Origin of the sequence: Bacillus sp. AFS059628 (assembly GCF_002571225.1) — a bacterium.
Taxonomy (GTDB): Bacteria; Bacillota; Bacilli; order Bacillales; family Bacillaceae_G; genus Bacillus_A.
Window position 1 is genome coordinate 25,190 of the sequence record NZ_NVEC01000060.1, and the last position, 26,544, is coordinate 51,733.

The 26,544-nt window shown below is 33.7% G+C and carries 30 protein-coding genes, 2 pseudogenes and 1 riboswitch; of the genes and pseudogenes, 27 read left to right on the plus strand and 5 right to left on the minus strand.

All coding sequences use genetic code 11. The features are described from left to right. The first annotated feature begins 187 nt into the window (after positions 1 to 187). From COL05_RS20065 to cbpA, 3 genes are all read left to right on the plus strand, one after another. Entirely contained in the window at positions 188 to 2,470 is a 2,283-nt protein-coding gene (locus tag COL05_RS20065; protein ID WP_142337583.1) for an NEAT domain-containing leucine-rich repeat protein, read from the plus strand. A gap of 244 nt (positions 2,471 to 2,714) precedes the next feature. Next, positions 2,715 to 3,344, plus strand: a complete 630-nt coding sequence (locus COL05_RS20070) for a class II aldolase/adducin family protein (protein WP_000895998.1) — start codon at positions 2,715 to 2,717, stop codon at positions 3,342 to 3,344. A gap of 125 nt (positions 3,345 to 3,469) precedes the next feature. Further along, positions 3,470 to 4,093, plus strand: a complete 624-nt coding sequence (gene cbpA / locus COL05_RS20075) for a cyclic di-AMP binding protein CbpA (RefSeq protein WP_098669884.1) — start codon at positions 3,470 to 3,472, stop codon at positions 4,091 to 4,093. 66 nt (positions 4,094 to 4,159) lie between these two features. Here the strand turns inward: cbpA and COL05_RS20080 are convergent, their stop codons facing one another. After that, a complete protein-coding gene (locus COL05_RS20080) occupies positions 4,160 to 4,930 on the minus strand; it encodes a divergent polysaccharide deacetylase family protein (protein ID WP_098669885.1) in 771 nt (256 codons plus the stop codon). 337 nt (positions 4,931 to 5,267) lie between these two features. Between COL05_RS20080 and COL05_RS20085 the strand changes: the two genes are divergently transcribed. After that, complete coding sequence (locus COL05_RS20085) at positions 5,268 to 5,549, plus strand: aspartyl-phosphate phosphatase Spo0E family protein (protein ID WP_000495532.1); 282 nt, start codon at positions 5,268 to 5,270, stop codon at positions 5,547 to 5,549. Between the two features lie 29 nt (positions 5,550 to 5,578). Here COL05_RS20085 and COL05_RS20090 read toward each other — a convergent pair whose 3' ends face one another. Next, positions 5,579 to 7,075: a DUF3149 domain-containing protein gene (locus tag COL05_RS20090; protein ID WP_098669886.1), complete on the minus strand. Its 1,497-nt coding sequence runs from the start codon at positions 7,073 to 7,075 to the stop codon at positions 5,579 to 5,581. A gap of 190 nt (positions 7,076 to 7,265) precedes the next feature. On the opposite strand from COL05_RS20090, the gene COL05_RS20095 reads away from it, so the two are divergent. The 4 genes from COL05_RS20095 (at position 7,266) to COL05_RS31975 (ending at position 10,456) form a co-directional block, all read left to right on the plus strand. Next, entirely contained in the window at positions 7,266 to 7,712 is a 447-nt protein-coding gene (locus COL05_RS20095) for a MarR family winged helix-turn-helix transcriptional regulator (RefSeq protein WP_048526808.1), read from the plus strand. A gap of 160 nt (positions 7,713 to 7,872) precedes the next feature. After that, positions 7,873 to 9,567 carry a M3 family oligoendopeptidase gene (locus tag COL05_RS20100; protein ID WP_098669887.1) on the plus strand — a complete coding sequence of 565 codons (1,695 nt, stop codon included), beginning with the start codon at positions 7,873 to 7,875 and terminating at the stop codon, positions 9,565 to 9,567. Between the two features lie 139 nt (positions 9,568 to 9,706). Next, entirely contained in the window at positions 9,707 to 10,240 is a 534-nt protein-coding gene (locus COL05_RS20105) for a DinB family protein (protein WP_098669888.1), read from the plus strand. A gap of 99 nt (positions 10,241 to 10,339) precedes the next feature. Further along, entirely contained in the window at positions 10,340 to 10,456 is a 117-nt protein-coding gene (locus COL05_RS31975; RefSeq protein ID WP_000038254.1) for a DUF6254 family protein, read from the plus strand. 11 nt (positions 10,457 to 10,467) lie between these two features. Here COL05_RS31975 and kinB read toward each other — a convergent pair whose 3' ends face one another. After that, positions 10,468 to 11,676 carry a sporulation sensor histidine kinase KinB gene (gene kinB, locus COL05_RS20115; protein ID WP_098669889.1) on the minus strand — a complete coding sequence of 403 codons (1,209 nt, stop codon included), beginning with the start codon at positions 11,674 to 11,676 and terminating at the stop codon, positions 10,468 to 10,470. Between the two features lie 207 nt (positions 11,677 to 11,883). Next, a riboswitch (PreQ1 riboswitch) is annotated at positions 11,884 to 11,927 on the plus strand. A 93-nt stretch (positions 11,928 to 12,020) separates the two neighbouring features. On the opposite strand from kinB, the gene queC reads away from it, so the two are divergent. The 4 genes from queC to queF are packed head-to-tail and all read left to right on the plus strand — an operon-like array spanning position 12,021 to position 14,399. Beyond that, the gene (gene queC / locus COL05_RS20120) at positions 12,021 to 12,683 is read left to right on the plus strand and encodes a 7-cyano-7-deazaguanine synthase QueC (protein ID WP_000711596.1); all 663 of its coding nucleotides are present in this window, start codon (positions 12,021 to 12,023) and stop codon (positions 12,681 to 12,683) included. Continuing rightward, positions 12,683 to 13,174, plus strand: coding sequence for a 6-carboxytetrahydropterin synthase QueD (gene queD / locus COL05_RS20125; protein ID WP_098669890.1), 492 nt, complete (start codon positions 12,683 to 12,685; stop codon positions 13,172 to 13,174). Before queC ends, queD begins: the two co-directional genes overlap by 1 nt. Then, positions 13,167 to 13,883, plus strand: coding sequence for a 7-carboxy-7-deazaguanine synthase QueE (gene queE, locus COL05_RS20130; RefSeq protein ID WP_098669891.1), 717 nt, complete (start codon positions 13,167 to 13,169; stop codon positions 13,881 to 13,883). Before queD ends, queE begins: the two co-directional genes overlap by 8 nt. Positions 13,884 to 13,901: 18 nt before the next feature. Then, positions 13,902 to 14,399: a preQ(1) synthase gene (queF, locus tag COL05_RS20135; RefSeq protein ID WP_000918895.1), complete on the plus strand. Its 498-nt coding sequence runs from the start codon at positions 13,902 to 13,904 to the stop codon at positions 14,397 to 14,399. 42 nt (positions 14,400 to 14,441) lie between these two features. Here queF and COL05_RS20140 read toward each other — a convergent pair whose 3' ends face one another. After that, entirely contained in the window at positions 14,442 to 14,627 is a 186-nt protein-coding gene (locus COL05_RS20140) for a YkvS family protein (RefSeq protein ID WP_001165081.1), read from the minus strand. Positions 14,628 to 14,884: 257 nt separating this feature from the next. On the opposite strand from COL05_RS20140, the gene COL05_RS31465 reads away from it, so the two are divergent. Continuing rightward, positions 14,885 to 15,031, plus strand: a complete 147-nt coding sequence (locus COL05_RS31465; RefSeq protein WP_098669919.1) for a hypothetical protein — start codon at positions 14,885 to 14,887, stop codon at positions 15,029 to 15,031. Positions 15,032 to 15,118: 87 nt separating this feature from the next. Next, a complete protein-coding gene (locus tag COL05_RS20155; protein WP_098669893.1) occupies positions 15,119 to 15,721 on the plus strand; it encodes a histidine phosphatase family protein in 603 nt (200 codons plus the stop codon). Between the two features lie 33 nt (positions 15,722 to 15,754). On the opposite strand, the gene COL05_RS20160 is transcribed toward COL05_RS20155, so the two are convergent. Next, the gene (locus COL05_RS20160) at positions 15,755 to 16,333 is read right to left on the minus strand and encodes a GNAT family N-acetyltransferase (RefSeq protein WP_098669894.1); all 579 of its coding nucleotides are present in this window, start codon (positions 16,331 to 16,333) and stop codon (positions 15,755 to 15,757) included. Positions 16,334 to 16,578: 245 nt separating this feature from the next. Here COL05_RS20160 and COL05_RS20165 point away from each other — a divergent pair, with 245 nt between their 5' ends. The 13 genes and pseudogenes from COL05_RS20165 (at position 16,579) to COL05_RS20230 (ending at position 26,539) form a co-directional block, all read left to right on the plus strand. Beyond that, the gene (locus tag COL05_RS20165) at positions 16,579 to 16,773 is read left to right on the plus strand and encodes an abortive phage infection protein (RefSeq protein WP_071758925.1); all 195 of its coding nucleotides are present in this window, start codon (positions 16,579 to 16,581) and stop codon (positions 16,771 to 16,773) included. Positions 16,774 to 16,798: 25 nt separating this feature from the next. Continuing rightward, a complete protein-coding gene (locus tag COL05_RS20170; protein ID WP_098344482.1) occupies positions 16,799 to 17,116 on the plus strand; it encodes a hypothetical protein in 318 nt (105 codons plus the stop codon). Positions 17,117 to 17,592: 476 nt separating this feature from the next. Further along, positions 17,593 to 17,952 (plus strand): class Ib ribonucleoside-diphosphate reductase assembly flavoprotein NrdI, encoded by a 360-nt coding sequence (gene nrdI / locus COL05_RS20180; RefSeq protein WP_000959450.1) that lies wholly within the window; start codon positions 17,593 to 17,595, stop codon positions 17,950 to 17,952. After that, positions 17,939 to 18,703, plus strand: a pseudogene (locus COL05_RS20185) (ribonucleoside-diphosphate reductase subunit alpha); the annotation flags it as partial. The gene nrdI and the pseudogene COL05_RS20185, both read left to right, overlap by 14 nt. Positions 18,704 to 18,946: 243 nt before the next feature. Next, positions 18,947 to 19,084, plus strand: a complete 138-nt coding sequence (locus COL05_RS31015) for a GIY-YIG nuclease family protein (RefSeq protein WP_180233472.1) — start codon at positions 18,947 to 18,949, stop codon at positions 19,082 to 19,084. Between the two features lie 97 nt (positions 19,085 to 19,181). Next, positions 19,182 to 20,501, plus strand: a pseudogene (locus COL05_RS20195) (ribonucleoside-diphosphate reductase subunit alpha); the annotation flags it as partial. A gap of 94 nt (positions 20,502 to 20,595) precedes the next feature. After that, positions 20,596 to 21,564, plus strand: coding sequence for a class 1b ribonucleoside-diphosphate reductase subunit beta (nrdF, locus tag COL05_RS20200; protein ID WP_048526819.1), 969 nt, complete (start codon positions 20,596 to 20,598; stop codon positions 21,562 to 21,564). Positions 21,565 to 21,770: 206 nt separating this feature from the next. Next, the gene (locus tag COL05_RS20205) at positions 21,771 to 22,151 is read left to right on the plus strand and encodes a GntR family transcriptional regulator (RefSeq protein WP_000687513.1); all 381 of its coding nucleotides are present in this window, start codon (positions 21,771 to 21,773) and stop codon (positions 22,149 to 22,151) included. Further along, the gene (locus COL05_RS20210; protein WP_098669895.1) at positions 22,148 to 22,846 is read left to right on the plus strand and encodes an ABC transporter ATP-binding protein; all 699 of its coding nucleotides are present in this window, start codon (positions 22,148 to 22,150) and stop codon (positions 22,844 to 22,846) included. The genes COL05_RS20205 and COL05_RS20210 overlap by 4 nt, the downstream gene beginning before the upstream one ends. Further along, on the plus strand, positions 22,843 to 23,637 hold the full coding sequence (locus tag COL05_RS20215; RefSeq protein ID WP_098669896.1) for an ABC transporter permease: 795 nt from the start codon (positions 22,843 to 22,845) through the stop codon (positions 23,635 to 23,637). Before COL05_RS20210 ends, COL05_RS20215 begins: the two co-directional genes overlap by 4 nt. Before the next feature lie 14 nt (positions 23,638 to 23,651). Beyond that, the gene (locus COL05_RS20220; RefSeq protein ID WP_098669897.1) at positions 23,652 to 24,554 is read left to right on the plus strand and encodes an ABC transporter ATP-binding protein; all 903 of its coding nucleotides are present in this window, start codon (positions 23,652 to 23,654) and stop codon (positions 24,552 to 24,554) included. Then, a complete protein-coding gene (locus COL05_RS20225; RefSeq protein ID WP_098669898.1) occupies positions 24,554 to 25,330 on the plus strand; it encodes an ABC transporter permease in 777 nt (258 codons plus the stop codon). The genes COL05_RS20220 and COL05_RS20225 overlap by 1 nt, the downstream gene beginning before the upstream one ends. Before the next feature lie 195 nt (positions 25,331 to 25,525). After that, complete coding sequence (locus COL05_RS20230; protein ID WP_098669899.1) at positions 25,526 to 26,539, plus strand: CPBP family intramembrane glutamic endopeptidase; 1,014 nt, start codon at positions 25,526 to 25,528, stop codon at positions 26,537 to 26,539. Positions 26,540 to 26,544 lie beyond the last annotated feature (5 nt).

Below are 26,544 nucleotides of genomic sequence, written 5' to 3' on the forward strand. Positions count from 1 at the left end.
GGTGAGGGCTGATAATCAGTGGGGATGAACACCCCCCCCACTGATTAAAGTTTCACTTTATCTTTGGAAATATAAATTTAATGTAATATTCTCATTGACAATGATAATGATATTCATTATCATTTATTTGTGATTAATTGATAAATGTTATCAATTATGAAAATTATATATGATAGGGGACATTATTTTGAAAAAAAAATATATGAAGGCGTTAGTAGTAGCAACAACATTAGCGATTCCATTTGCTGCATACTCTACTCCAGCATTAGCAGCACTAAAAGCTGAAGCAAATCAGTCGGTCGTAGCAGCGAGTGAACGTTCATACGATACTGAGATTAAAATATATAAGGACCAAAAAGACGAGCCATCTATGGTTTCTCAATATATAAAGGATCCTAAAGTAACGATTGCAGACGGGAAAAAAATTGTTACTGTAACAATGCAAGATAGCGATTATTTTCAATATCTTAGAATAGAAGATAGAAGCCAGCCGGGTGTATTTCATGATGTGAAAGTTTTGTCAGAAGATAAGAGGAAGAATGGAACGAAAGTAGTTCAATTTGAAATTGGCGAGTTTGAGAAGAAGCACAATATGCAAATGCATATACTTATTCCGGCTATTGGATATGATCACAAATATCAAGTTCAATTTGAAATGAAAGATCCAACTGTAGGTGACAAAGAAACAGAGAAACCAGGTGATAACTCTAATTCAGGCAATACGGAAACGGATAATCCAGTTGATAATCAAAATATGATAACAGATAACAAATTAAGAGAACTTGTTAATAAAAAAGTATTTAATAGAAAAGATTTAAATACACCTATTACGAAAGAAGAGTTATTACAAGTAAAGAATTTGTTTTTAAATACGAATGAGATTCTTGATTATAGTGCATTAAAATATATGCCAAATTTAAAATCTTTAACAGTTGCGAATGCGAAGATAAAAGATCCGTCGTTCTTTGCAAACTTAAAGCAATTAAATCATTTAGCTTTGCGTGGTAATGAATTTTCAGATGTAACGCCACTTGTTAAGATGGAGAATTTAGAATCTCTTGATTTAAGTAATAATAAAATTACAAACGTTGCACCATTAGTTGAAATGAAAAATGTAAAAAGTTTATATCTATCAGGCAACCAAATAGAAGATGTAACAGCATTATCGAAAATGGAACAACTAGATTACTTGAATTTAGCAAATAATAAAATTACAAATATTGTTCCATTAAGCGCGTTGAAAAATGTAACATACTTAACTTTAGCGGGTAATCAAATTGAAGATATTAAACCGTTATATTCATTACCTTTAAAGGACTTAGTATTAACGCGTAATAAAGTTAAAGATTTATCGGGTATTGAACAAATGAATCAATTAAATAAATTATTTATCGGGAAAAACAAAATAGAAGATGTGACACCACTTGCTAAAATGGCTCAGCTTACAGAATTAGATTTGCCTAATAATGAGTTAAAGGATATTACGCCATTAGCAAGTCTAGTAAACTTACAAAAGCTTGATTTAGAAGCAAATTATATTTCAGACTTATCGCCAGTTAGTAAGTTGAATAAGTTAGTATATTTAAGTTTTGTTGCAAATGAAATCCGCGATGTTAGACCAGTAATAGAGTTAAGTAAGAAAGCGTATATTAATGTTCAAAACCAAAAAGTCTTTCTAGAGGATACAGAAGTAAATAAAGAAGTGAAAGTACCTGTATATGAAAAAAATGGTAAAATTTCTACAAAAATTCGTTTGAAGAGCGAAGGGGGTACGTATAGTAACGATGCAGTTACGTGGAGTACACCAGGTGAGAAAGTATATGAATTTGGAGTGAAAGACCCATTTGCGGATACAGGAATCTTCTTTACAGGATCGGTAATTCAAAATGTGGTAGAAGGTAAAGAGGGGAATACTACTAAAGAGGATGAAAAAATAGAAGTAGTAGCATTCAAAGATGTACCAAAAGGACATTGGTCAGAAGAAGCAATTCATTATTTAGCGAAAGAGAATATTTTTAAGGGATATGGAAATGGGAAATTTGGATTTGGTGACAATATTACGCGCGGACAAGTTGCGGCTTTAGTACAAAGGTACTTGAAATTAGAAAATAAAGTAGAGCAGAAAGAACGATTTACAGATACGAAAGGGCATATGTTTGAGCAAGATATTGCTACAGTTGCGCAAGCTGGAATTATGCAAGGGGATGGTACTGGGGAGTTTCGTCCAGATGGAATATTAACTCGATACGAAATGTCTGTAGTATTATATAAAGCATTTCAGTTAAAAGAAGATGGAAATAATAAAGAGAGCTTTAAAGATGTACCAACTGGCCATTGGGCAGAAGGATATGTGAAAGCGTTAGCGGATCATAATATATCAAAAGGTGATGGAAACGGAAAGTTTTTAGGTGATGATTTCGTAACACGTGAACAATATGCGCAGTTTTTATATAATGCAATAACTAAATAATTAGTGAAAAAATACGTTATTTTCCATAAGGAGAATAACGTATTTTTTATTGCGAAATCAAGTAAAGAATAGATAGGAGTATTGACATATGAATAGCCTATTTTAAAGAGGAATGATGAAACCATATTGACAAAAAAGCGTTCTCATGTGATAATTCAATTAAATTTTTAGAATAATCAAAAAATATTCCTTTTACATAGAAAGGATTCGAACATTATATGAATATTACGCCGGGGGTGACGAAATGTTATTTTTTCTAAAGAAATGGAATGAATTAAAAGATGTGAAATCTGAATTGGCACTTCGTGATTGGTTTTATGGTACAAAAATTAGTTTATCACTCTGTACGTCAAAAGAGCCGTTAACTTTTTTAGTGAACGTTGAGGGAAGAGATAAAGGGTTATTTTCAGAAGAGGACTTTATTGTTGTAAATTGTATGTGTGAGCCAGTATTTGAAAATGAAGAAAAACCAGCTGCCGAATCATTTATGCATGCGGATATTTATAAAAAAAGTAGTGCAGAATGTATTTTACAAGTGCAAACTGTAGATAGTCATTTAATATCAGAGTTGTATGGAGAAACTGGGGAAGTAACATTTGATAAGCGTAGCGTGGAACGTGTTTTTGGAAAAGAAGGTATAACAGAAATGACCATTCCTATTGTAGAAGACGAGAAAAAATTCGCTAATTTATTAGAAAATAATGTACCTAATTTTATTGAAGGCGGAGGCGTAGTTCTCGTTCATAATTATGGCATGATCGTGTGGGGGAAAACGCCAGAAGAAGCGAAAAAATGGCTAGAGGGTATAGAGTATTTAATGAATTATCATGTGAAATTGTTAATGATAAAAGGTGCTAAGAGCTCTGTTATATAAAATGCTTGTAATGTTGTTACGAGTTAATAAATAAATGAAAGCGTTTTAAAAATAAATTTACTCATAAAATATAGGTCTCCTTATTATATATAGATTACATGTTGACATGTAAGGAGGAACATATTTTGCGAGTTAAATATCATTTTCTGCCAAAACCGCAAGTAACGTTTTGCAAAATGAACGATTCAGGTGAAAAGGCTCTGCAAATTATGAATGAAACGGGATATCGAGCAATCCCAGTATTAGCAGAAGATGAAAAGAAATTCAAAGGGATTATTTATAAAGTAGATCTTCTAGAAAAGAAGTGTAATGGCGGATTAGAGAAATTAAGTATGGATCATATGCTGGAAGATTCCTCTGCTTTTATTTTTGAAAAGGATTCTTTTTTTAGGGCATTTTATGCTATTCGTCGCCTTCCATTTTTAGCTGTGCTAAATGATTATAATGAATTTGTTGGTATCTTAACCCATTCCAATATATTTGATGTTATTGAAGATTCATTCGGTATGCGGACGGGGGGGTATATATTAACAATTGCAACACAAGATTGTAAGGGAACGATTAAAGAACTTGGAACACTGTTGAAAGCATTTCATATCGGTGGACTATTTACGCTAGATAATGGCGATCAATATATTCGCCGCGTTATTGTAAATATAACAGATGAGTTAAATGAAAAAAGATTAAAGCAATTAATCGAAAAAATAGAGAAAAAAGGATTCAGGGTGAGTCATGTAGATTATATTTAAGGTGAAAAGGAAAGGGAGCAATTTGCTATATGCAGATTGCTCCTTTTTTAGTTAGAGTAATGAATCTTATTTTGAAACAGGAGGCGGAGATAATGCTAAATCGGATAAAAAGATAAAATCTGCATGTTGGCGAATTTTAGGAATAGAAGTTTCTATAACACGGGATGTAATTTTACCAGGAGGCCCAACATGTCCGATAGCTACCATAATCGGTTTTTCTTGAAGTTTTTTAATGAGTAATTGGGCTTGTTTTGAAATATGTGCCGCTGTGTATACGTCATCGAAAAATAATTGATTTTCAATAATTGGTACTCCTAATTCTTTCCCGATTTTTGGAACAACACTTTTAGGATTTGTTTTGCTATCTAAATAAAATAAACCATGTTTTTTACAAGCTGCAAGTATAAGTCGTACAATCCTTTCGTCCGCGGTCACTTTCGATCCCATATGATTGTTCATCCCAATTGCATGTGGTACTTCTTGAATCGCTTGTTCGAGTCGGTTATTTATTTCTTCGTCGCTTAAATCAGTTGTAATTGCTTTTGGTCCAAGCCATTCTTTTTTACCTTTAATAGGTTCCATTGGCATATGTATAATAACTTCGTGCCCTTTCTTATGAGCTGCTATTGCATCTTCCTTTGTGGAAGGGAGAAAAGGCATAACGGCAACAGTAAGTGGAATAGGAAGTGATAACATTTTATCAGTCCCCTTCATATTATTGCCGAAGTCATCAATGACAATAGCTACTTTGTTTGTATGAGCCTTTGCTTGAACAGGAAACAACAAGGATGGTAAGAACATAGTAAACATAAGCAATGCAATCGTATATTTGCGCATATAAATATTTCCTTTCTATATTATCAATCACCATTATGTTTTGCGTTTTTGTATAAATTAAACAAAAAATGTCGAAGAAAAGTATAGAGAAAATAGAGAATCCGCTATTTAATTGGTGTTTGTAAAAAAAGAAGATGAAAAAAATGTCTATTATTGCGAATGTATTTACAAAGATAGAATAATTTGTAATAATTCTCAAAGTGAGGGTAAAGATTTGTAAATTACAGGGAGAAAATGTTAAATTTTCTGATTCTTCAAATTCAAATATGATTAAGTAGTTAAAAGGCCAATGGAGAAGTGAAGTAGAGAGCATGGAAGTATAATAAGGGGGATATGAATGTTTACTGTAAAAAGGAAGTACACATTAGAAAAGCTTTCACGTGATATTCATATGAAACGTGAAGAGATGATTCAATTAGGTTTAACGAGCGGATTAAATAGTATGGAGACAATTCAAGTGAGTCAAGAATTGGACAAGCTTATTTTACAGTACCAATGTTATAAAGAAAAACAAACACCAAAATGGTTATCTATTATAAAGGTACCTATTTTTCAAATTGGGTATGAAGGGAAATCGAGTAATTTTTGGCGAATGCTTGTGGCTGGTTTTATGAAATAAGTATAATTACCCTTTTGGGAAAAGGATAATTATACTATGTGTAACGGAATTTCGATATGAACTGTCGTTCCTTCATTTTCTAGACTGTCGATAAAAATATGCCCATTGTACATCTCTACAATTCGTTTACATATGACAAGTCCAAGACCTGTTCCAGTATCTTTATTAGTAAAGAACGGATGAAAGAGGTGTTTTTGAATATGTTTTGGAATCCCTTTACCAGTATCTGTGATTCGCAATTGTGCATGTGTGTCATTGTTTGTTACGAAAATAGTTAGTGCATCACCAGAAGCCATGGCTTCAATTGCATTTTTTGTAATGTTTAAAACCACTTGTTTCATATGGTCTTTTGAGCAACGGATATGAACAGGATGGTCTGGCAAATGTAAATTGAATATAATGTTATGTAGATTCGCCTCAGATTGAATAATTAATGCTACCTCATTTAGAATAGTTCTCACATCATATGTTTGTTCAATGATAGCAGTTGGCTTTCCAAGAATAAGAAATTCGCTGACAATTTCATTAATCCGTTCTACTTCTTGTTCAATGATGGAAAAATAGAACTGATCTTGTTCATCTTTATATTTCTCTTTTAATAGAGCGACAAGCCCTTTAATTCCAGTAAGAGGATTACGGATTTCGTGGGCTGTACTAGCTGCAAAAGTTCCAACTAATTCAATTTTTTGTAGTTCATTTTGTTGTCTTTCCAGTTTTGTTTGCCGTTTTAACAATATATATTGAGCCAGTAAAAATAAAATAGATATTAAAAATAAAGTAGCTATACACTCTATTGCAACCCACTGGTATAAAGTTTTTTGATGGATAGGTAATGGAGAAACAGAGACCTTCCAATTTAACCTTTGGAGTGGGGTAGTAAGCATATTAGAATGCGCATCACTTGTTTCGTTATTATCATCACTTAAAAAAACTACATCATGTTTATCAGTTACTTCAAAATGGTATTGTGGTTTAATGGAATTTAAAGATGATGAAATGTAATCAAAGCGTAAACTTGCTAACAATAAGCCTGATAGCTCCTTCTGTTTATTAAAGATGGGAGAAGCAATCATAATAGCTTGATGTCCAAGAACACGATCTGTAATGACTGATGATACAGTTGTCTTCTTTGTTTGTAACGCCTCTTGAATATATTTACGATCAGAGACATCAACAGGTGGGCGGTCACCTTCGGATGCGATCGTAATGATGCCTTTTGGTGTAGTGTAATATAGACCAGAAAAACGTGCATCGTTTCCATCTGTATCATGTACAATTTCTTTAACTCCATTTATATTTCCAGTCTCGGTTCCTACGACCTTTGAGAGCATTTCTAATGCAGAAATTGCTTCGCCAAGGTGATGATCTAAATAGTCTCTATATAGGAAGAGAACCGTGTGAGCAGATAGTTTGTTTTCCTGTTTCATTTTATACGAATGATATGAATAAAATGTAGCGCCAATCCCTATCGTTGGTAGGATAACAAGTAATATATATAAAACTATGCTGTGGAATTTGACTTTCAAATTTGGTACTCCTTCTTTTTTATTATCATTATATATAAACTATGTTAAAATTGTCATGTTTTTATTCAAGAATCATTCATAATATATTTGGGGAAAGGTAATGAATGAGTGAATACTCATTCGGAATTCACATGAAGTACTATTTTTTTCTTTTTATTACTGAGAATTTAAGTGAAGGGTTGAAAGTTGTATGACATCAAATAATGGACGAGAAGAAATTTCTCAATCTTTAAAAGTATTTATTGCATTATCTCGTGTACATCGTTCTGTTATGGATACTACAAACAAATCTATACAAAGTAACGGGTTAAATCCAACTGAATTTGCTGTATTAGAACTGCTATATCATAAAGGCGGTCAACCACTTCAGCAAATTGGTGAGCGTATTTTAATAGCTAGTGGCAGCATTACATATGTTGTGGATAAGCTAGAGAAAAAGGGACTAGTAAAAAGAATTCCGTGCCCGAATGACAGACGTGTTATTTATGCACAATTAACTGAGGCTGGAGAGAACTTTATTGCTTCTATTTTTCCAGGGCATGAACAAGTTATACATCAGTCTTTTGAAATGTTAACGAAAGAGGAAAAGGACGAATTACTGGATCTATTAAAAAAGATTGGAAAGTATGAAAAGTAATAATATGTTCCAAAGGAGCTTTGGATAAAGAAATCCAAAGCTTTTTTGTTTACATGTAATGATGGCAGTATATGCCGTATTTTGCTGAAGAATAAGAGGAGATTTGTAAGTAAGCATTGAATTATAGTAAGGATGCATATAATGGAGAGGAGGCTCGTTCATGTCATTTAAAGACTATGAATATAAACGGCCAAATATTGAAGAATTAAAAGAGAAGTTTACTGTTGCTTTAGAGAAGTTTGATAACGCGAAAACTGCGGAAGAACAAAAACAAGTTATTCATTCAATTAACGAAATTCGCAACGATTTTGGTACAATGGGGAATCTTTGTTACATTCGTCATTCTGTCGATACGACAGATGCTTTTTATAAGGAAGAACAAGATTTCTTTGATGAATTCTCTCCAGTTGTACAAGGGTATGGTACAAAGTATTATAATGCGTTAATTCATTCTCCATTCCGTGAAGAATTAGAGGCGTATTATGGGAAGCAATTATTTGCTCTTGCGGAGTGTGATTTAAAAACATATTCTGATGAAGTCATGAAAGATTTACAATTAGAGAATAAATTGTCTTCACAATATACACAATTATTAGCATCTGCAAAGATTGACTTTGCAGGGGAAGAAAGAACATTATCACAGCTTATTCCATTTATGCAAGGAAAAGAAAGAAGTGAACGTAAAGCAGCGAGTGAAGCATATTACGGATTTTTAGCTGAGAATGAAGAAGAATTAGATCGTATTTATGACGAGCTTGTTAAAGTGAGAACGAAAATCGCAAAATCTTTAGGTTTCAAAAACTTTGTTGAACTTGGATATGCACGAATGTACCGTACAGATTATAATGCGGAAATGGTGGCGAATTATCGTCAGCAAGTACTAGATTATATCGTTCCTGTTACAACGGAATTAAGAAAACGACAACAAGCACGTATCGGTGTAGAGAAGTTAGCATATTACGACGAAAACTTTGAATTCCCTACAGGTAATCCAACTCCAAAAGGAGATGCGGATTGGATTGTTAATCATGGAAAAACGATGTATAAAGAGTTATCGGCTGAAACAGATGAATTTTTCAATTTCATGTTAGATAATGATTTATTAGATTTAGTTGCGAAAAAAGGAAAAGCTGGCGGTGGATATTGTACATATATTGAGAATTATAAAGCGCCGTTTATCTTCTCGAATTTTAACGGAACGTCTGGTGATATTGACGTATTAACACATGAAGCGGGCCACGCTTTCCAAGTATACGAAAGTCGTAAATTTGAAATTCCAGAATATAATTGGCCAACATATGAAGCGTGTGAAATTCACTCTATGAGTATGGAATTCTTCACATGGCCATGGATGAAGCTATTCTTTGAAGAAGATGCAGATAAATATTACTTCTCTCACTTAAGTTCAGCACTTCTGTTTTTACCGTATGGTGTATCTGTTGATGAGTATCAACATTATGTATATGAAAATCCTGAAGCAACACCAGAAGAGCGTAAGACCGCATGGCGTAATATAGAGAAAAAGTATTTACCGCATCGCGATTATGAAGATAATGATTATTTAGAGCGCGGTGGATTCTGGCAACGTCAAGGGCATATATATAGCTCACCGTTCTACTATATCGACTACACGTTAGCTCAAATCTGTGCACTGCAATTTTGGAAACGTGCAAGAGATAATAGACAAGAGGCGTGGGAAGATTATGTGAACCTGTGCCAACAAGGTGGAAGTAAATCATTCTTGGAATTAGTAGAAGTTGCAAATTTAACATCTCCATTTGCTGAAGGCTGTGTGAAAAGTGTTATTACAGAAATTGAAGCATGGCTACATGCAATTGACGACACAAAATTGTAAAAAACATGCGCTTTTTTTCACATGTTTAACATCGACATAAAGAGAAAATAATGAGATAATAAAAGAAAATTCAGAATACTAAAGAGGTGTTTCTAATAAGGAGCACCTCTTTTCACCAACAAAAAGGGGGGAAAGAAGTATGCTTCAATCTAATATGGATGTGAGTTTAGAAAGTTTGGTGAACTCATTACAGTCTACCCGAAGCACGCTATTATCAGAAATTGAAATGTTAAATGATACAGAAGTGAATGTAAAGCCACGCCGTGATAAATGGAGTATTATTCAAATTTTGCATCACTTGCATTTAGTTGAACAATCTGTCACGTCTGCCCTTGTATATGCTTTACAAAAAAACGAAAGAAACACGACTCCATTTAAAGACCTCCAACTTACACTTGATCGCACACATAAACGAGAAGCTCCTCAGCAGATGAAACCAACAGAAACGTTAATGAAAAAACAGCAAGGAATTCAATTACTAGAACATTCACGACAAGAACTATTACATGCGCTTCATAGTGTGATAGATGAAAAAGATTTATTTGAAAATGGATTAAAGCATCCTATTTTTAATGATTTGAATTTGTATCAGTGGGTTCAATTTCTTGATTTGCATGAACAAAGACATCTTACGCAGTTAAAAGAGGCGAAACATGCAATTTTACAGCGATAATTAGGAAGAAGTGGGAGACCACTTCTTTTTCATATGTGCATAGTTTTTCTTCTTATTTTGGAATACTACAGAGAGAAAGAAAAGAAGGAGTTGAAAAGTATGTCCAAGAAAAAGAAAGAAGAAGAGCGCGCTTGGAAAGCACGTAAAGAAAATCAAAAACCACATGGAAAAGTGAAAGCTTTTGCTGAATTAGTTGAAGGAACAGAAAAAACGTGATGAGTATTTCATCACGTTTTTTGTATGAGTGGAAAAGTTAATAAGAAAGTTGTACCTGTACCTTTTTCACTTATAATATCAATTTTTCCGTTCATAGCTTGCACAACACTGAATACGACCATCATTCCAAGACCAGTACCTTTTTCTTTTGTTGAATAGAAAGGGGATCCAAGGCGTTTTACTTGTTCTTGATCCATGCCAACTCCTGTATCTTTTATATATAATTGAATATGCTTATGATCAGGAACTAATGTGAAATAAAGATCACCGCCTTTTGGCATGGCCTCAATGCAGTTTTTTAAAATATTTAACAAACATTGATTTAGTTTTTGTTTTTCTCCCGCGATAAAAAAAGAAGTGCTTTGCTTTATATAATGTGTACGCACATTTGTTAAATTAGCAAGCGGTGTAATTAACGATAATGCATGCAGTAGTTCTTCTTCTAACTGTAATGTTTGTACTTTTTCAATACTTGGTTTTGCAAAGGTTAAATAATCTGTAAGAACGTGATTTGCTTGTTCGATTCCGTTGATGGCTATGTCGATATATAATTTTCGCTCTTGCTCAGTGCATGTATCTGATTGTAAAAGTTGTAAAAATCCTTTTGTTGAAGTTAATGGATTGCGAATTTCATGAGAGATAGATGCTGCCATTTCGCCAATTAAATGAAATTTTTCAGCATTCATAAGTTCGTTTTGGAGACGAATTTGAGTTTGTAATATGTGTAGTAAATATAAAATAAGAATCGTACCAAGAATCGTACATAACTCATACACAACAATATGTGGTATATAATCAGTCTTATTTGTAACCATTGAAAGGAAGAAAGGTATCCAACTAAATCCGTATGTCAGACTGTAGATAATAGCGAGTATTATTTTTATACGATTAGAAGTTCGATTGAAAAATTTGTATGTAAATAGTAGAACAATAAATAGAAGGATAGAACCGATAAGCGATGGGAAAACACCTATTCCTCCTAATAAGAAGCGATATATATTTAATACAACTAATATTGATCCACCAGCAATAGGACCTCCGGTTAATGTACCGACAACTAATACGATATGGCGCATATCAAATTGAAATCCATAATTTGTTTTTGCTGCGAAAGTGATACATAGTATAGTAACGAGGCAGCATAATACAATAAATATAGCTGAATTTAATTTAGGAGAGCGTTTCCCTTTTTGATTCCAAAATAAATGGTATACGAGCATTGTAACAAGGATGAATAATATATTTAGAAAGAGATAAATAATAAAGGATTTCAGGGGGATGCCTCCTCTCTTCTTATATTAAATTAATCATACTATAAAATGAAAGAAATGAAATGAGAAATAGCGGAAAAATCAGAAATTTTTTCTGGTAGTATACAATATGTTACAATAAGCTTTGTCAATGAAAGAAGGAATTCCGTGCAATGCGCGGGAGAGGTTCGCGAACTCCCTCTATAAAAAACTATGGAAACAACAATATCTTTAGGTATTGTTTTGTTTTTTTATTGTGACAGTTCAAGAACGTTCTTTCTTCTTATTCGTAGTAGAGAAGGAGAATGAGTGAAATGAAAAAAGAAAAGGCAGTTGTTGTTTTTAGTGGAGGACAAGATAGTACGACATGTTTATTTTGGGCAATAGAGCAGTTTGCAGAAGTAGAGGCTGTAACGTTTAATTACAATCAACGTCATAAGCTAGAAATTGATTGTGCAGCGGAAATTGCAAAAGAGCTAGGAATTAAACATACAGTACTAGATATGAGTCTATTAAATCAACTTGCTCCAAATGCGTTAACGAGAACGGATATGGAGATTACACATGAAGAAGGTGAATTGCCATCGACGTTTGTAGATGGACGAAATTTACTATTCTTATCATTTGCTGCTGTATTAGCAAAACAAGTTGGAGCACGTCATATTGTAACGGGTGTATGTGAAACTGATTTTAGTGGTTATCCAGATTGCCGTGACGTGTTTGTGAAATCGTTAAACGTTACTTTAAATTTATCTATGGATTATCCGTTTGTAATTCATACACCACTTATGTGGATTGATAAAGCGGAAACATGGAAATTATCAGATGAACTTGGAGCATTCGAGTTTGTTCGAGAAAAAACATTAACATGTTATAACGGAATCATTGGTGATGGTTGCGGTGAATGTCCAGCATGCCAACTTCGTAAAGCAGGATTAGATACGTATCTACAAGAACGCGAAGGAGCGAGTAACTAATGGAGAATTTCTTTGGATTTCGCATCGTAGAAAATTTGCAAAAAATGGACAAGGATATTCAGCGTAAACAGCTCAAATATCATAATAAACGAGTAATGGTCAGCAAGGAATTTACTTTTGATGCAGCACACCATTTACACTGTTATGAAGGAAAATGTAAAAACTTACATGGTCACACATATAAAGTGGTATTTGGGATTAGTGGATATGTAAATGAAATAGGTCTTGCAATTGACTTTGGAGATATAAAAGAAATTTGGAAGAATGAAATAGAAATTTATTTAGACCATCGTTATTTAAACGAAACGTTACCAGCGATGAATACAACTGCTGAAAATATGGTCGTTTGGATTTATGAAAAGATGGCAGAAGCGTTAACAAAAGATAATCGTGTGAACGAATATAAAGGAGCTCGTGTTGAATTTGTTCGTCTATTTGAGACTCCGACTAGTTATGCAGAAGTAAGACGGGAGTGGATGCTCGATGAGTAAAATCCCTGTCTTAGAAATATTTGGTCCGACTATTCAAGGTGAAGGAATGGTTGTAGGACAAAAGACGATGTTTATCCGTACAGCTGGTTGTGATTATAGCTGCGCTTGGTGTGATTCTGCTTTTACGTGGGATGGATCTGCTAAAGATCAAATTAGACAGATGACAGCAGAAGACGTTTGGAATGAGCTTGTAGAAATTGGTGGCGAAAATTTTTCTCATGTTACGATTTCAGGTGGAAATCCGGCATTGCTGAAAAATATTGAGTTTCTTCTTTCTATATTAAAAGAGAATGGAATGCGAACGGCAATCGAAACGCAAGGGAGCAAATGGCAAGATTGGTTACTTGAAATTGATGAAATAACGATTTCTCCAAAACCACCGAGTTCGACGATGAATACTGATTTTCAGAAGTTAGATGATGTGATTCAGAAGCTAGCAGGAAAAGACATTAGCTTAAAGGTAGTAGTATTTGACGATTATGACTTTGAGTATGCAGTTAAGATGCACGAACGTTATCCAGATGTACCATTTTTCTTACAAGTAGGAAATGATGATACAAAAACTGTGGATGATGCGATGTTGATTAAAAAGCTATTAGATAAGTATGAATGGCTTATTGAAAAAGCGGTTAACTGCAAAGAAATGAATAATGCAAAAGTATTGCCGCAGCTTCATGCGTTAGTATGGGGAAATAAACGCGGAGTATAATGAGAAGGGATGTTTAAAATGGCAGGAAGATTAGATGAAGATTTAAAAGATGTAACATTATTAGGAAATCAAAATACAAAATATTTATTTGAATATAGCCCAGAAATTTTAGAGGTTTTTGATAATAATCATCCAAACCGTGATTATTTTGTAAAATTCAATTGTCCTGAATTTACAAGCTTATGTCCGAAAACAGGCCAACCAGATTTTGCGACAATTTATATTAGCTACATTCCAGAACAAAGAATGGTAGAAAGTAAATCTTTAAAGCTATATTTATTTAGTTTCCGCAATCATGGTGACTTCCACGAAGATTGCATGAACGTTATTATGAATGACTTAATTAAATTAATGGATCCACGTTACATTGAGGTATGGGGTAAATTCACACCACGTGGAGGGATTTCAATTGATCCTTACTGCAACTACGGTCGCCCAGGAACGAAGTATGAACAAATGGCGGACTACCGCATGATGAACCATGATCTATATCCAGAAACAATTGATAATCGTTAATATATAATAGAAAGAAAGGATNNATCCTTTCTTTCTATTATATTATGCATTTTGATTAATGACAGTATAGTTTTTATGACTTACAACTGTAAGAGGTTCCATATCTAGTTCTCTAAAATTTTCCATAATTGTTATATCTACAATAACGGAGTTTTGATTTACTTTTTGAACACGGCCTTGCATTCCACCTTTAAATTCAATGATATCTCCAGTTTCTGCGATCTGCATAAGCAACTCTCCTTGTTACAGTTTTCCCAAAAAAGAATAATTTTGGTTTTTTTATTTCCTCTTATTTTGAACCATATTGTCCACTTTGTAAATGTTTCCAAAGTAAAAAATCGAAAAATATTCACTTTTTGTAAGAAAATATGAAAAAATGTCATGTTATTAGAAAAAAAGGTTTAAATGCAGACATCTTTATATAGGGGTATAATAAAAATGGACAATAACCTACTAAAGTAGGAGAAATTAGAGGCGGTAAAATGATGTTTGAATTTGTGGGGAGTGTTATAGCATTAACTTTATTTGTATTTTCTTATATAAATTTAAAAAAGATTCGTCATCATGAAACGACTACATATTTTGATGGGATGCATGCTTCGATTTCACATGAGATTGACGGGGATATGTAAAGGTGTACACCTTTCTTTTTTGCGTGGTATGATATTAAAAAATAGTACATAATAGAGTTCATAAGTGATGAATGGAGAGTGGAAAGAATGAAGATTTCTTTTATTCGTCATGGTCGCTTAAATCGTACTATAGAACCAATGACGGTTACATCCTTTCATGAATGGATGAAAGGATATGACTTACATACTATAACAGAAAAAGCACCTATACCAATGGAAACAAGAGAAGCGGTTGAGGCAGCAAAATTGATTGTATCAAGTGATCAAAGGTGTGCTATACAATCAGCAGCTGAATTAGTGGATTCTTTATCTTTTATCCAAAATTCTCTTTTTAGGGAAGCTGAAATTCCGACGAGTTTTTATGCTCCAAAATGGTTGAAGTGTAAACCTAACGTATGGATGTTTATCGGACGAACAGTATGGATACTTGGTTACCATAAAGATGTTGAGTCTTATAAGGAAGCAAGAGAGAGGGCAAAGCAAGCGGCTTACGTATTACACCGTTACGCTCTCGTACATGGAAGTGTTGCTCTTGTAGGTCATAATTATGTGAATGTAATGATTGGCGCGGAACTGAGAGCGATAGGATGGTCTGGTACGCCTATTTTGCACAGAGAGCCATGGGGATGTACAACATATACGTTCCACGAAGCGATGAATGGAAATGTATTGAATACGAATTTAACATAAAAGCACACGATTTATATAAATCGTGTGCTTTTTTTAAGATATAGAAATTTTGATGTTTAATGGCTTTATGAGATGTGCATAAGGTTCGCCTACAAGCATGACGATTTGATCTTTTTTATAACCTAGTTTTTCGTATAGTGAATAGGCGCGTTTGTTTTCTAAATTAACAAGTAATGCGATTTTTTCATACTCCTTTTCAGTTGCATGGATTTCAGCAGCTTCAATTAATTTAGAACCAATTCCTTTTCCCCCATGTGCACTTGAAACGGATAAAGTATCAATGTAATATTCATCAAGCTCGGCTTCTTTTTCTAACGTAATCGATTCATCTTTATGTAATTCTCTTAAGTGACGTACAATTGGTTCATCAAGCTTTGTTGCTTCGCTACCGTGATAAGCGACAATAACTCCAACTGCACCCCCGTCTTGCTCATATACAAAACAGTTTTCATAGCTCAGTCGATTTCTCTCTTTTGAGAACCATGTTTCAAGTCCTAGTAATACTTCTGTCTCAACTGTGCTACCTGTAATTTTTTCAGCAATTTCGTGCAGAGCGTTATATAATAAAGGCGCTACTAGCTTCGCGTCTGTCTTTTTTGCTTTCCGAATCATAGTATCCCTCCTAGTTCTATTTATATATTGTAGCATAGTGTTATGGAACTTTGCATAATGGAATGATGAAATGATTGATATAGAGAAGTAGCTATGTTAGTATATGATATTTAGTGGACATATACTAAAGAGATCTTTTTTGAAAAATAATGAAAATGAAATAAAGGTATAGTACCTGGATAATTTTACAGTTGTTGACTTATAAAATATACGATAAAATAAAATATTGCATAGAGGTGAAATACATGGATAAAGAATTAGCAAATACAATTTTGGATCAGCTGAAAAATGGTGAAATAAAGGAGTATGTTGTTACGAAAGATGTATTTTATACGTTCAGAGAAGTTTTAGTAAGTCGAGAAGACTTTAAACATTTCATTGGTAACGCACAGCGCGGCGGACAAGTAATTTATACATATTCAGAAACGCCACGTTCGTAACTAGAAGAATATAGGGAGGAGAATTATGGGCGATTTTAAACAAGGCATATTACCGCATTGGGATTATATGTGGAAAGATAGAGCCGGTAATAGGTTTATGGGGATGGTCATGTATCCAGAGAAACGAAAGTGTTCGGCAAAAATGCTTCAGAAAATAAAAAGAGCATATGAAGAGGCTGTAGAAATTAAAGTAACGGTACAAGTCCAACATACATATCAGTACGTAGAAGGAATGATTGTATACTTTGATGAAGAAGCTCCAGTATGTACAATGATTGATAAAGATGAAAATCCGCATCATATATTTGTAAAAGATATTTTGCGTATTGAGCACTCTGCATAATCTTTTCATAAATAAGTTGAATTTCCATAATAATAATCTTTTTCTATAATAATTATCTTTTAGTATGTAACGCGAACCGAAAGCATATGTATAATATTTAATAAAGTAAAACTGATAAATGTAATCGTTTTTTAGAACAGATTATCGTTTCATGTCTGTTCTTTTTTGCGTGATGCTGGAGAAATATATTCCTCCAGCATTTGCCGTTTTATGACAAAATATATTGTTAACTTTTTTTAAAATAAGGTTAAATTCGTTGACAACTTTTTTGAAAAGCACTTTATTGACATGAGTTTTAGAATGTTGTTTCATAGTCATTGTATTGAAAAAAAACGACTGTCTTGTCGAAAAGTAAAAGTTAAAAAAAGAAAGAATTTATACATATATCTTGTGTCTTATTTTGAAACGTAATACAATATATAGAGAAATCAAGAAACAACATACAGAGAGTATAGATTGAAAAGGGAGGGTCGGAAATGTTAGTTGCATATGATTCTATGACAGGAAACGTGAAGCGTTTCATTCACAAATTAAATATGCCGGCCGTTCAAATTGGTGAAGATCTAGTAATAGATGAAGACTTTATTTTAATTACGTATACAACAGGTTTTGGCAATGTACCAGAACGTGTTTTAGAATTTTTAGAGCGCAATAATGAAAAATTAAAAGGCGTATCTGCAAGCGGCAATCGTAACTGGGGAGACATGTTCGGTGCAAGTGCTGACAAAATTTCTGCTAAATATGAAGTGCCTATTGTATCAAAATTTGAGTTATCAGGAACAAATAACGATGTAGAATATTTTAAGGAAAGGGTGCGGGAGATTGCGACACATTGAACTGAATAATGAAATCACGCAAATGCAGGACGGTTTTTATCAGCTTCATAAAGATAAAGAGGCATTAGAAGTCTTTATGGAAGAAGCTAGAGAGAATACCGTTCATTTTAATAGCGTGGCAGAGCGAATGGAGTATATGAAAGAACATGATTACTATTACAACGTTCTGGACGAGTATAACTTGGAGGAAGTAGAAGAGGTATATAACATCGCTTATGGTGAAAACTTCGAGTTCCAATCTTATATGGCAGCATCTAAGTTCTACAAAGATTATGCGTTAAAAACAAATGATCAAAAACAATACTTAGAAAGCTATGAAGATCGTGTAGCAATTGTGTCATTATACTTAGGACGCGGTGATGTTGCGAAGGCAAAACAATTCGCAAGCATGATTGTCAAACAAAACTACCAACCAGCGACACCAACCTTTTTAAATGCGGGAAGAAGCAGAAGAGGAGAAATGGTGTCTTGTTTCTTGTTAGAGATGGATGATAGCTTAAATTCAATCGGCTTTAACATTAATACTGCAATGCAATTATCGAAAATCGGCGGTGGAGTAGCTTTAAACTTATCTAAGCTACGCGCACGCGGTGAGCAAATTAAAGGTATCGATAATGCAGCAAGTGGTGTAGTACCTGTTATGAAATTACTTGAAGATTCGTTTTCATATGCAAATCAGCTTGGCCAACGAAAAGGTGCCGGCGCAGTATATTTAAACATTTTCCATTGGGATATTATTGAATTCTTGGATTAATTGGTAGTCCCTCTATACAGTAATGTGTATGAGAAAACCTTGTGAACCTAACCAATAGGGTGTCGCATTAGCGGCTAACGGTATCAGTTGAATAAGGGGTAAAAGAAAAAGAACCCGCGAAGAAGCTGACTAAGAGAGCCTACGGTCCATGTATGTGGATAGCAGGTAATACCGTGCCAAGCTTGAAAGAAATGCTATTTGGGTGAAGTGGAATCTTATATTCACCGGAGGCGAGATTCCATGAATTGTGGAATTTATTTGATAATTAATAAGGAAAATAGGAAGTTTTATATTGGCAGTTCTAATAATCTTCCTAATTATCAATACTTTCAAGAAGGTGTAGAGACTATCGAACGCACGTCATTAGACGAAAGCTAGTAGAGTAGGCTGGAAATAGGTACCAGTCGAAGTGCAAGGCAACCAGTTACAGGTTGATGATATAGTCCAACCTTCATAGAAATATGAAGACGAGTTGACCAAAAAAATAAATGCCGACGAGAAGAGCCGTATTCAGTCTCTATCAATCGGAATTATCGTTCCAAGTAAGTTCTTTGAGCTTGCTGAGAAAAACGAACCTTTCCATGTTTTCGCGCCTTATACGGTGTATAAAGAATATGGCAAGCATTTAGATGATATTGATATCGATGAAATGTACGATGAATTAATGAGCAATCCGAAAGTGAAGAAGAAGCCGCTAGATATTAGTGCGCGTGATATGCTTATTAAAATTGCTATGATTCAGCTTGAGTCAGGTTATCCGTACTTAATGTTTAAATCAAATGCAAATAACCAACATCCACTGAAGGATATTGGAACTGTGAAGATGTCGAACTTGTGTACAGAAATCTTCCAGCTACAAGAAACTTCTGAAATAAATGATTACGGTACAGATGACATTATCCGTCGTGATATTAACTGTAACTTAGGATCGTTAAATATCGTAAATGTAATGGAAAACAAAGAAATTCGTGAAGCCGTTCATGCGGGAATGGAAGCTTTAACAGCTGTTTCTGATATGACGATTATTCCGAATGCACCAACTGTAAAAAAAGCTAATGATGAGCTTCATTCAGTTGGACTTGGCGCAATGAACTTACACGGATACTTAGCAAAAAATAAAATCGCTTATGAAAGTGCAGAAGCGAAAGAGTTTGCTCGTACATTCTTTATGATGTTAAATTACTACTCTATTGAGAAAAGTATGGAAATCGCTAAAGAAAAAGGCGAAACATTTAAAGACTTTGATAAGTCTGATTATGCGAACGGCACATACTTTGAAAAGTATGAAACGACAGATTATAGCCCAGTAACTGAAAAAGTTCAGGAATTATTTGAAGGAATTCATATTCCAACAAAAGAAGATTGGACAAGTTTAAAAGAGCAAGTACAGAAGAATGGTTTATACAACTCATATCGTCTTGCTATCGCTCCTACGCAATCAATCAGTTACGTTCAAAATGCAACTTCAAGCGTAATGCCAATCGTAAGTCAAATCGAATCAAGAACATATGCAAATGCGACAACATATTATCCAATGCCGTATTTATCAAAAGATACGTTCTGGTACTATAAATCTTCTTACGATATGAATCAGTTTAAATTAATTGATTTAATTGCAGAAATTCAAGAACATATTGACCAAGGAATTAGTACAATTCTTTACGTTAATAGTGATATTTCAACGCGTGAATTAGCACGTTACTACATCTATGCACATAAAAAAGGCTTAAAGAGTCTGTATTATACGAGAACACGTAAGTTAAGCGTGGAAGAGTGTGTGGCTTGTACCGTTTAATATAAAAAGTAAGACATGATGAGCAGGGTTTTTCTGAACCCTGCTCATGCTCAGTTATTAATTTTTCATGTTTATTTAGAGAAGGGGCGATTGAATGCGTGCGGTAAACTGGAACAAAAAAGAAGATGATTTTAGTTTAATGTTTTGGAAGCAAAACATCGCTCAGTTTTGGACAGAAGAAGAAATCGCAGTGTCTTCTGACAAAAATACTTGGGTGCAATTATCAAAAGAAGAGCAAATTGCTTATAAGCGTGTATTAGGTGGTTTAACACTGTTAGATACGAAACAAGGCGGCGAAGGGATGCCTCTTGTACTTGTTCATCTTGAAAATTTACAAGCGAAAAGTGTATTAGCTTTCATGGGTGCTATGGAAGAAGTACATGCAAAGAGTTACAGTCATATTTTCACAACGTTAGCTACTGAAGAAGAAATCGATGATATTTTTGACTGGGTAGATAATCATCCGTTACTTGAGAAAAAGGCTGGTATTATTACGAGTTACTATCGTCGTTTATTAAAGCCTGAAGTAACGAAAAAAGAGTTATATATGGCAATGGTAGCAAGTGTGTTCCTAGAAAGTTACTTATTCTATAGTGGATTCTTCTATCCGCTTTACTTAGCTGGTCAAGGAAAACTAACAGCAAGTGGTGAGATTATTAACTTAATAATTCGTGATGAGTCAATTCACGGCGTATTCGTCGGTATTTTAGCACAACAAATCTTCGCGGAACTTTCTGCAGAAGATCAACAAGAAGTGCAAAAAGAAACGCAAGAGTTATTAATGGAACTATATGAAATTGAAATGGCATACACAGAAGAAATTTACACTTCTATCGGTCTTGTAGAGGATGTAAATCGTTTCGTTCGTTACAATGCGAATAAAGGACTTATGAACTTAGGACTTGAGCCGAAGTTTGAAGAAGAAGAAATTAACCCAATCGTTTTAAATGGTTTGCGTACAGATACGAAAAACCATGATTTCTTCTCTGTAAAAGGAAATGGTTACGTAAAAGCGACGAATGTTGAAAAGTTATCTGATGATGACTTCGTGTTTAATTTTTAATATATGATCATAAAGAAAAGCTGTCTNNAGACAGCTTTTCTTTATGATTTTGTTTACATAACACTATTATTTTCATATAACGATTTCTGTTTGAAAAATTCTATCCAGCTAACGGATAGAATTTTTTTGTAAGTAAATGGGTATTTACAATCCTTTTGTATCAGTGTATTATTTAACTAGTACACCGATACAAAAGGAGGGAAGAAATGAAAATAGAGTTTTCTCCAAATACACCAATTTACATTCAGGTAATGGAATACATAAAAAAAGAAATCGTAACAGGACATTTATTGCCTGGTGATAAAATTCCCTCTGTACGTGAATTAGCAAGTGAATTACAAGTAAATCCAAATACGATTCAGCGTACATTTCAAGAGCTAGAACGGGATGGAGTTGTTGTAACGCGTAGAGGAATGGGACGATATGTAACGAATGAAGGGGAGAAAATTATGGAGCTGCGAAAAGAGATGGCGAAAGAATTACTTCATTCTTTTATAGATGGAATGGACAATTTAGGTTTTTCAGAAGAAGAAATTCTTACAATCCTTCGTTCTTCATTACATGAGAAGAGGGAGGAGAGCGAATGACAGAGTTATTAAAAATAGAAAACTTATGGAAGAGATATGGGTTAAAAGCAGTGATCCGTGAATTAAACATAGAGATTACGGAAGGGAAAATTATAGGGCTCGCTGGAGATAACGGAAGCGGAAAAACGACGTTATTGAAAATGATTGCCGGTCTGCAGCATCCTTCCGAAGGGAGTATTACAATCGCTGGTAAAAAGATAGGATTAGAAACGAAAGAAATTGTTTCTTTTATGTCGGATAAACCAGTATTTGATGATTGGATGACGGTAAAAGATTCTTTATTTTTCTATAGAGACTTTTATAAAGACTTTGATATGCAAAAAGCGGTAGATACAATCGCCGAATTTAAAATACCGCTAGAAGAAAAAATTACAGCTTTATCAAAAGGTATGGTTGAAAAACTACAAATTATTTTAACGTTTTCTCGGAAAGCGAAGTTATACGTATTAGATGAACCGCTTGGCGGAATTGATCTCGTTTCTAGGGAACACGTACTGGAACTTATTTTACAGTTTTATCGCGAAGATTGTACGATCTTAATTGCAACACATTTAATTGGAGAAGTGGAAAACATTTTTGATGAAGTAATCTTTTTAAAAGATGGTGAAAGTATACTTCATGAAAATGTAGAGGAGTTACGCTTCCAACGAGGAAAAGCTGTTACGGATTTGTTTAAGGAGGTGTTTAGTAGATGAAGGCCAGTTTAATATATATGTACAATGCGAATAAAAAACAAATTTTTATTTCGTTATTGTCATTCATATTTATTGTAGCTGTCGCTTTTGTAAGTATGGGGAATTATATTAAACAAGAATCAGGAGAAGTAAGGCAAATGATTATTATTGCTTTAGTATTCTTAGTTTATATGATTTTTGCAGTATTAGTATTTCTGCAGGCGATATCTGCGTTCGGGAAAATGACCGAAAGTACATTATTTCGATTAACACCGATATCTGGTAAAAAAATTGTTTTAGCAATATTGTCATATGCGGCAATTAGCTTTATGTGTTTTGAAGTAATAGGTACTATGTTTGTCTATAGTATTTCGATGAAAGTAATAAAAGGTACAGAACTCTATGAAATGTTATTTACGGAAAGTACAATTGAGCTAGATATAGTAAAACAATTATTTAGTAGTGTGTTATATGTATTTAATTTATCAAGTATATTGTTAGTTTTACTTTTTACAGTAGCTGGTGTGAAAGTATTTTCTTTGAAAAAGAAAAAAATGGAGTATGTAATTATTTTCTTCCTATTTTTACTAGTAACGAAAGTAATCAATCTGATATATGAAATGCTGGGTCGACTTGCGCCTATACCTAATTTTATTAAAAAAATCGTTTATATAGATGAAACAATGGATATGAATCTTATACTATATCCAGAAAGTTTTATAAATTTATATAGTATTGCTTTTTCAATCAGTATATTTGTTTTACTTGTTTATATAACAGGTTGCATTATTGATAAAAAACTAGAAGTCTAAAGGAGGAATCGGCATTGGGAAACGTAGTAGTAAAGTTAGAGAATGTTCGAAAAAAGATTGGTGGAACGGAAATTATTCGCGGTTTATCATTTGAAGTTCGTGAAGGGGAAGTGTACGGGTTCCTTGGACCGAACGGTAGTGGTAAGACAACAACGATCCGTATGATGACAGGTCTTATATCAATGACAGAGGGCGATATTACAATTTGTGGCCATAGCATTCGCACGGAGCGTGAAAAGGCACTAGAGCAAATTGGAGCGATTGTAGAAAATCCTGAATTATATGATTATATGACTGGAATGCAAAACTTAAAGCATTTTGCGAACATGGCAATTACACCAATTAGTAAAGAGCGCATTGCTGAAATTGTAAAGCTAGTTGAGTTAGAGCATGCGATTCATAAAAAGGTGAAAACATATTCACTTGGTATGAAACAACGTTTAGGAATTGCACAGGCATTACTTCATCAGCCGAAAATCTTAATTTTAGATGAGCCAACAAATGGATTAGATCCAGCTGGTATTCGCCAAATTCGAGATTATTTACAACGTTTAGCGAAAGAAGAGAATATTGCTGTAATCGTATCAAGTCACTTATTAAGTGAAATTGAACTCATGTGTGATCGCGTCGTTATTATTAAGCAAGGTGAGTTTGTACAAGAGTATAACTTGCATGAACAAACAAAACATGATGAGACAGTCGTTGTAGCGTTTGAAGTAGATGAAGTTCAGAAAGCAAATGAAATTATGAAAGGTAAGGCGCAAGGAAATATCATTGTAGTATCTGTAACGAAAGAAGCAATTCCACAACTTGTAAAGAAATTAGTAAATGACGATGTGCTTATATATGGAGTTACTGTTCAAAATAAAACGTTAGAGGATGAGTTCTTAGCGATTACAGGGGGAGTGAAAGCGTAATGTTTAAATTAATTCAAAATGAATTTTTAAAGTTGCATGCGAAAAAGGGTATGTATATTTTAATTGGTGTTATTGCAGTATTGGAGATTTTGGGAGTTTTAGTGATGCTGAAATGGGGAGACGGAACTGAATTTAAAGGATCATATTTAGATTTTGCAAGTTCAGAGATTGGTTTAATTACTTTGTTTGCAACAATTTTTGGCATTACGATTGCTGCTCGTATGATTACAGATGAGTTCCAAAAAGGTACAATTAAGCAATTATTAATCCGTCCAAGAAAACGAATGACAGTTTTATTTTCTAAATATATTACAGTGTTGTTAACGATGGTATTTATTGTATTTGCTAGTACGTTAATTGCTATGATTATTGGATTAATTGTAATGGACGGTAGTAAAACTGAATTAACGTTAGGAATTGTTTTAAAAACAATATTATATCAGTTTTTATCACCGTTCTTCTTTGCGACGCTTGCATTTTTCTTAGCAAACGTATTTAGAAAGTCTGTATTACCATTAATTATCACGATGTTCCTCTTCTTTTTACAAGGACCAATTAATATGGTACTGATGATGTTTGCAAAAGGTGTTGCGAAGTTTGTGGTATTCTTCCATTTGGATTTAAGAGCTTACGACAGCAATAAATTAATTAGCGGCGGAGTAGAACCTACATTTACAGAGTTTACATTTACAACTTCATTATTACTTGTAGCTGCATACTTTGTTGTATTACTTGTAGCATCAGGTGCATTATTCCAGAAACGTGACGTATTATAATAAAAGAAATCCCCGCTTGTAAAAACGGGGATTTTTATTACATAACTTTCTTGTATATTTCAACTGGAAGAAAAGAATGATTACTATATATATTGTTCGAAAGTATTTGAGAAAAATAGGAAGAACTTCAACTATATTCATATTATAATTTAGTTATCACACCATTTACTTTTACTACCTTTGGAGGTGTTCTATGTGCACTATGCATTTTCACGTATAAGACTACGTAGCTTTTTTGGATGGATGATTATAGGATTGTTCCTTACGATGATCCCATTAAGTCTAGCCAATGTTTCTGAGAATACGATGGAGGTTATTTCACAAATAACTTTATTTTTTCTATTTCCGTTATTTTGGTTATACGTAAAAACAAATAAAAATAATATTGTATTTAATAGTTTTTTTGATAAACCAGGACGTTTACCGTGGGGATTAATTGTATTAGCAACGATAATGGGAATGATTTTTTCAGTTGGTATATCTCATATTCAATTTTACATATTAGCACACACGTTACCGAATTTCTTAGTTACTATGTTAGAAGACGGAAATGTTATTAACACGAGTAACGTATTTATGATGATATTTACTTTCATTTCAGCATGTGTATTAGCACCGATTATGGAAGAGGTTATTTTTAGAGGTTTCTTTTTACAGCGAATGGCTTATAAGTGGGGAATTAAAAAAGCTGTCATTATATCTTCACTTATTTTTGGCCTAGGACATTTTGATGTTATTGGTGCGTTCATGTTTGGTGTTGTAATGTGTCTTTTATACATAAAGACAAAAAATATATGGACGAATATCGCTGTGCACGCTCTAAATAATTTCATTGCAACAAGTATGCAATTTGTCGGTGGAGAAGAGGGTAGTGCCATTTCAATTCCTGAATTACAAGCGCAAAGTAATTTATGGATCGGTATCGGTCTTACAGTTGTTGGATTACTTTGGTTAATTCCTTACGTTTGGAAACAATGGCGTACAGTAAAAGAAGTGGGTGTGCCACCAGTGCGCTTTATAAATGAGGAAAAAGTAGTGAGTGCATTACAAGAAAATGAAGAGTATAGTCAAGTGTTCGTAACAGATAGACTGATGGCTGTAGAGCTACCAGATGAGGCTGTGAATAAGCTTCGGTTAGAAGAAAATGATTATGTAACAGTATCTGTAGAAGAGGATAAAATTGTAATAAAGAAAGCACATGATAGATAATTAAA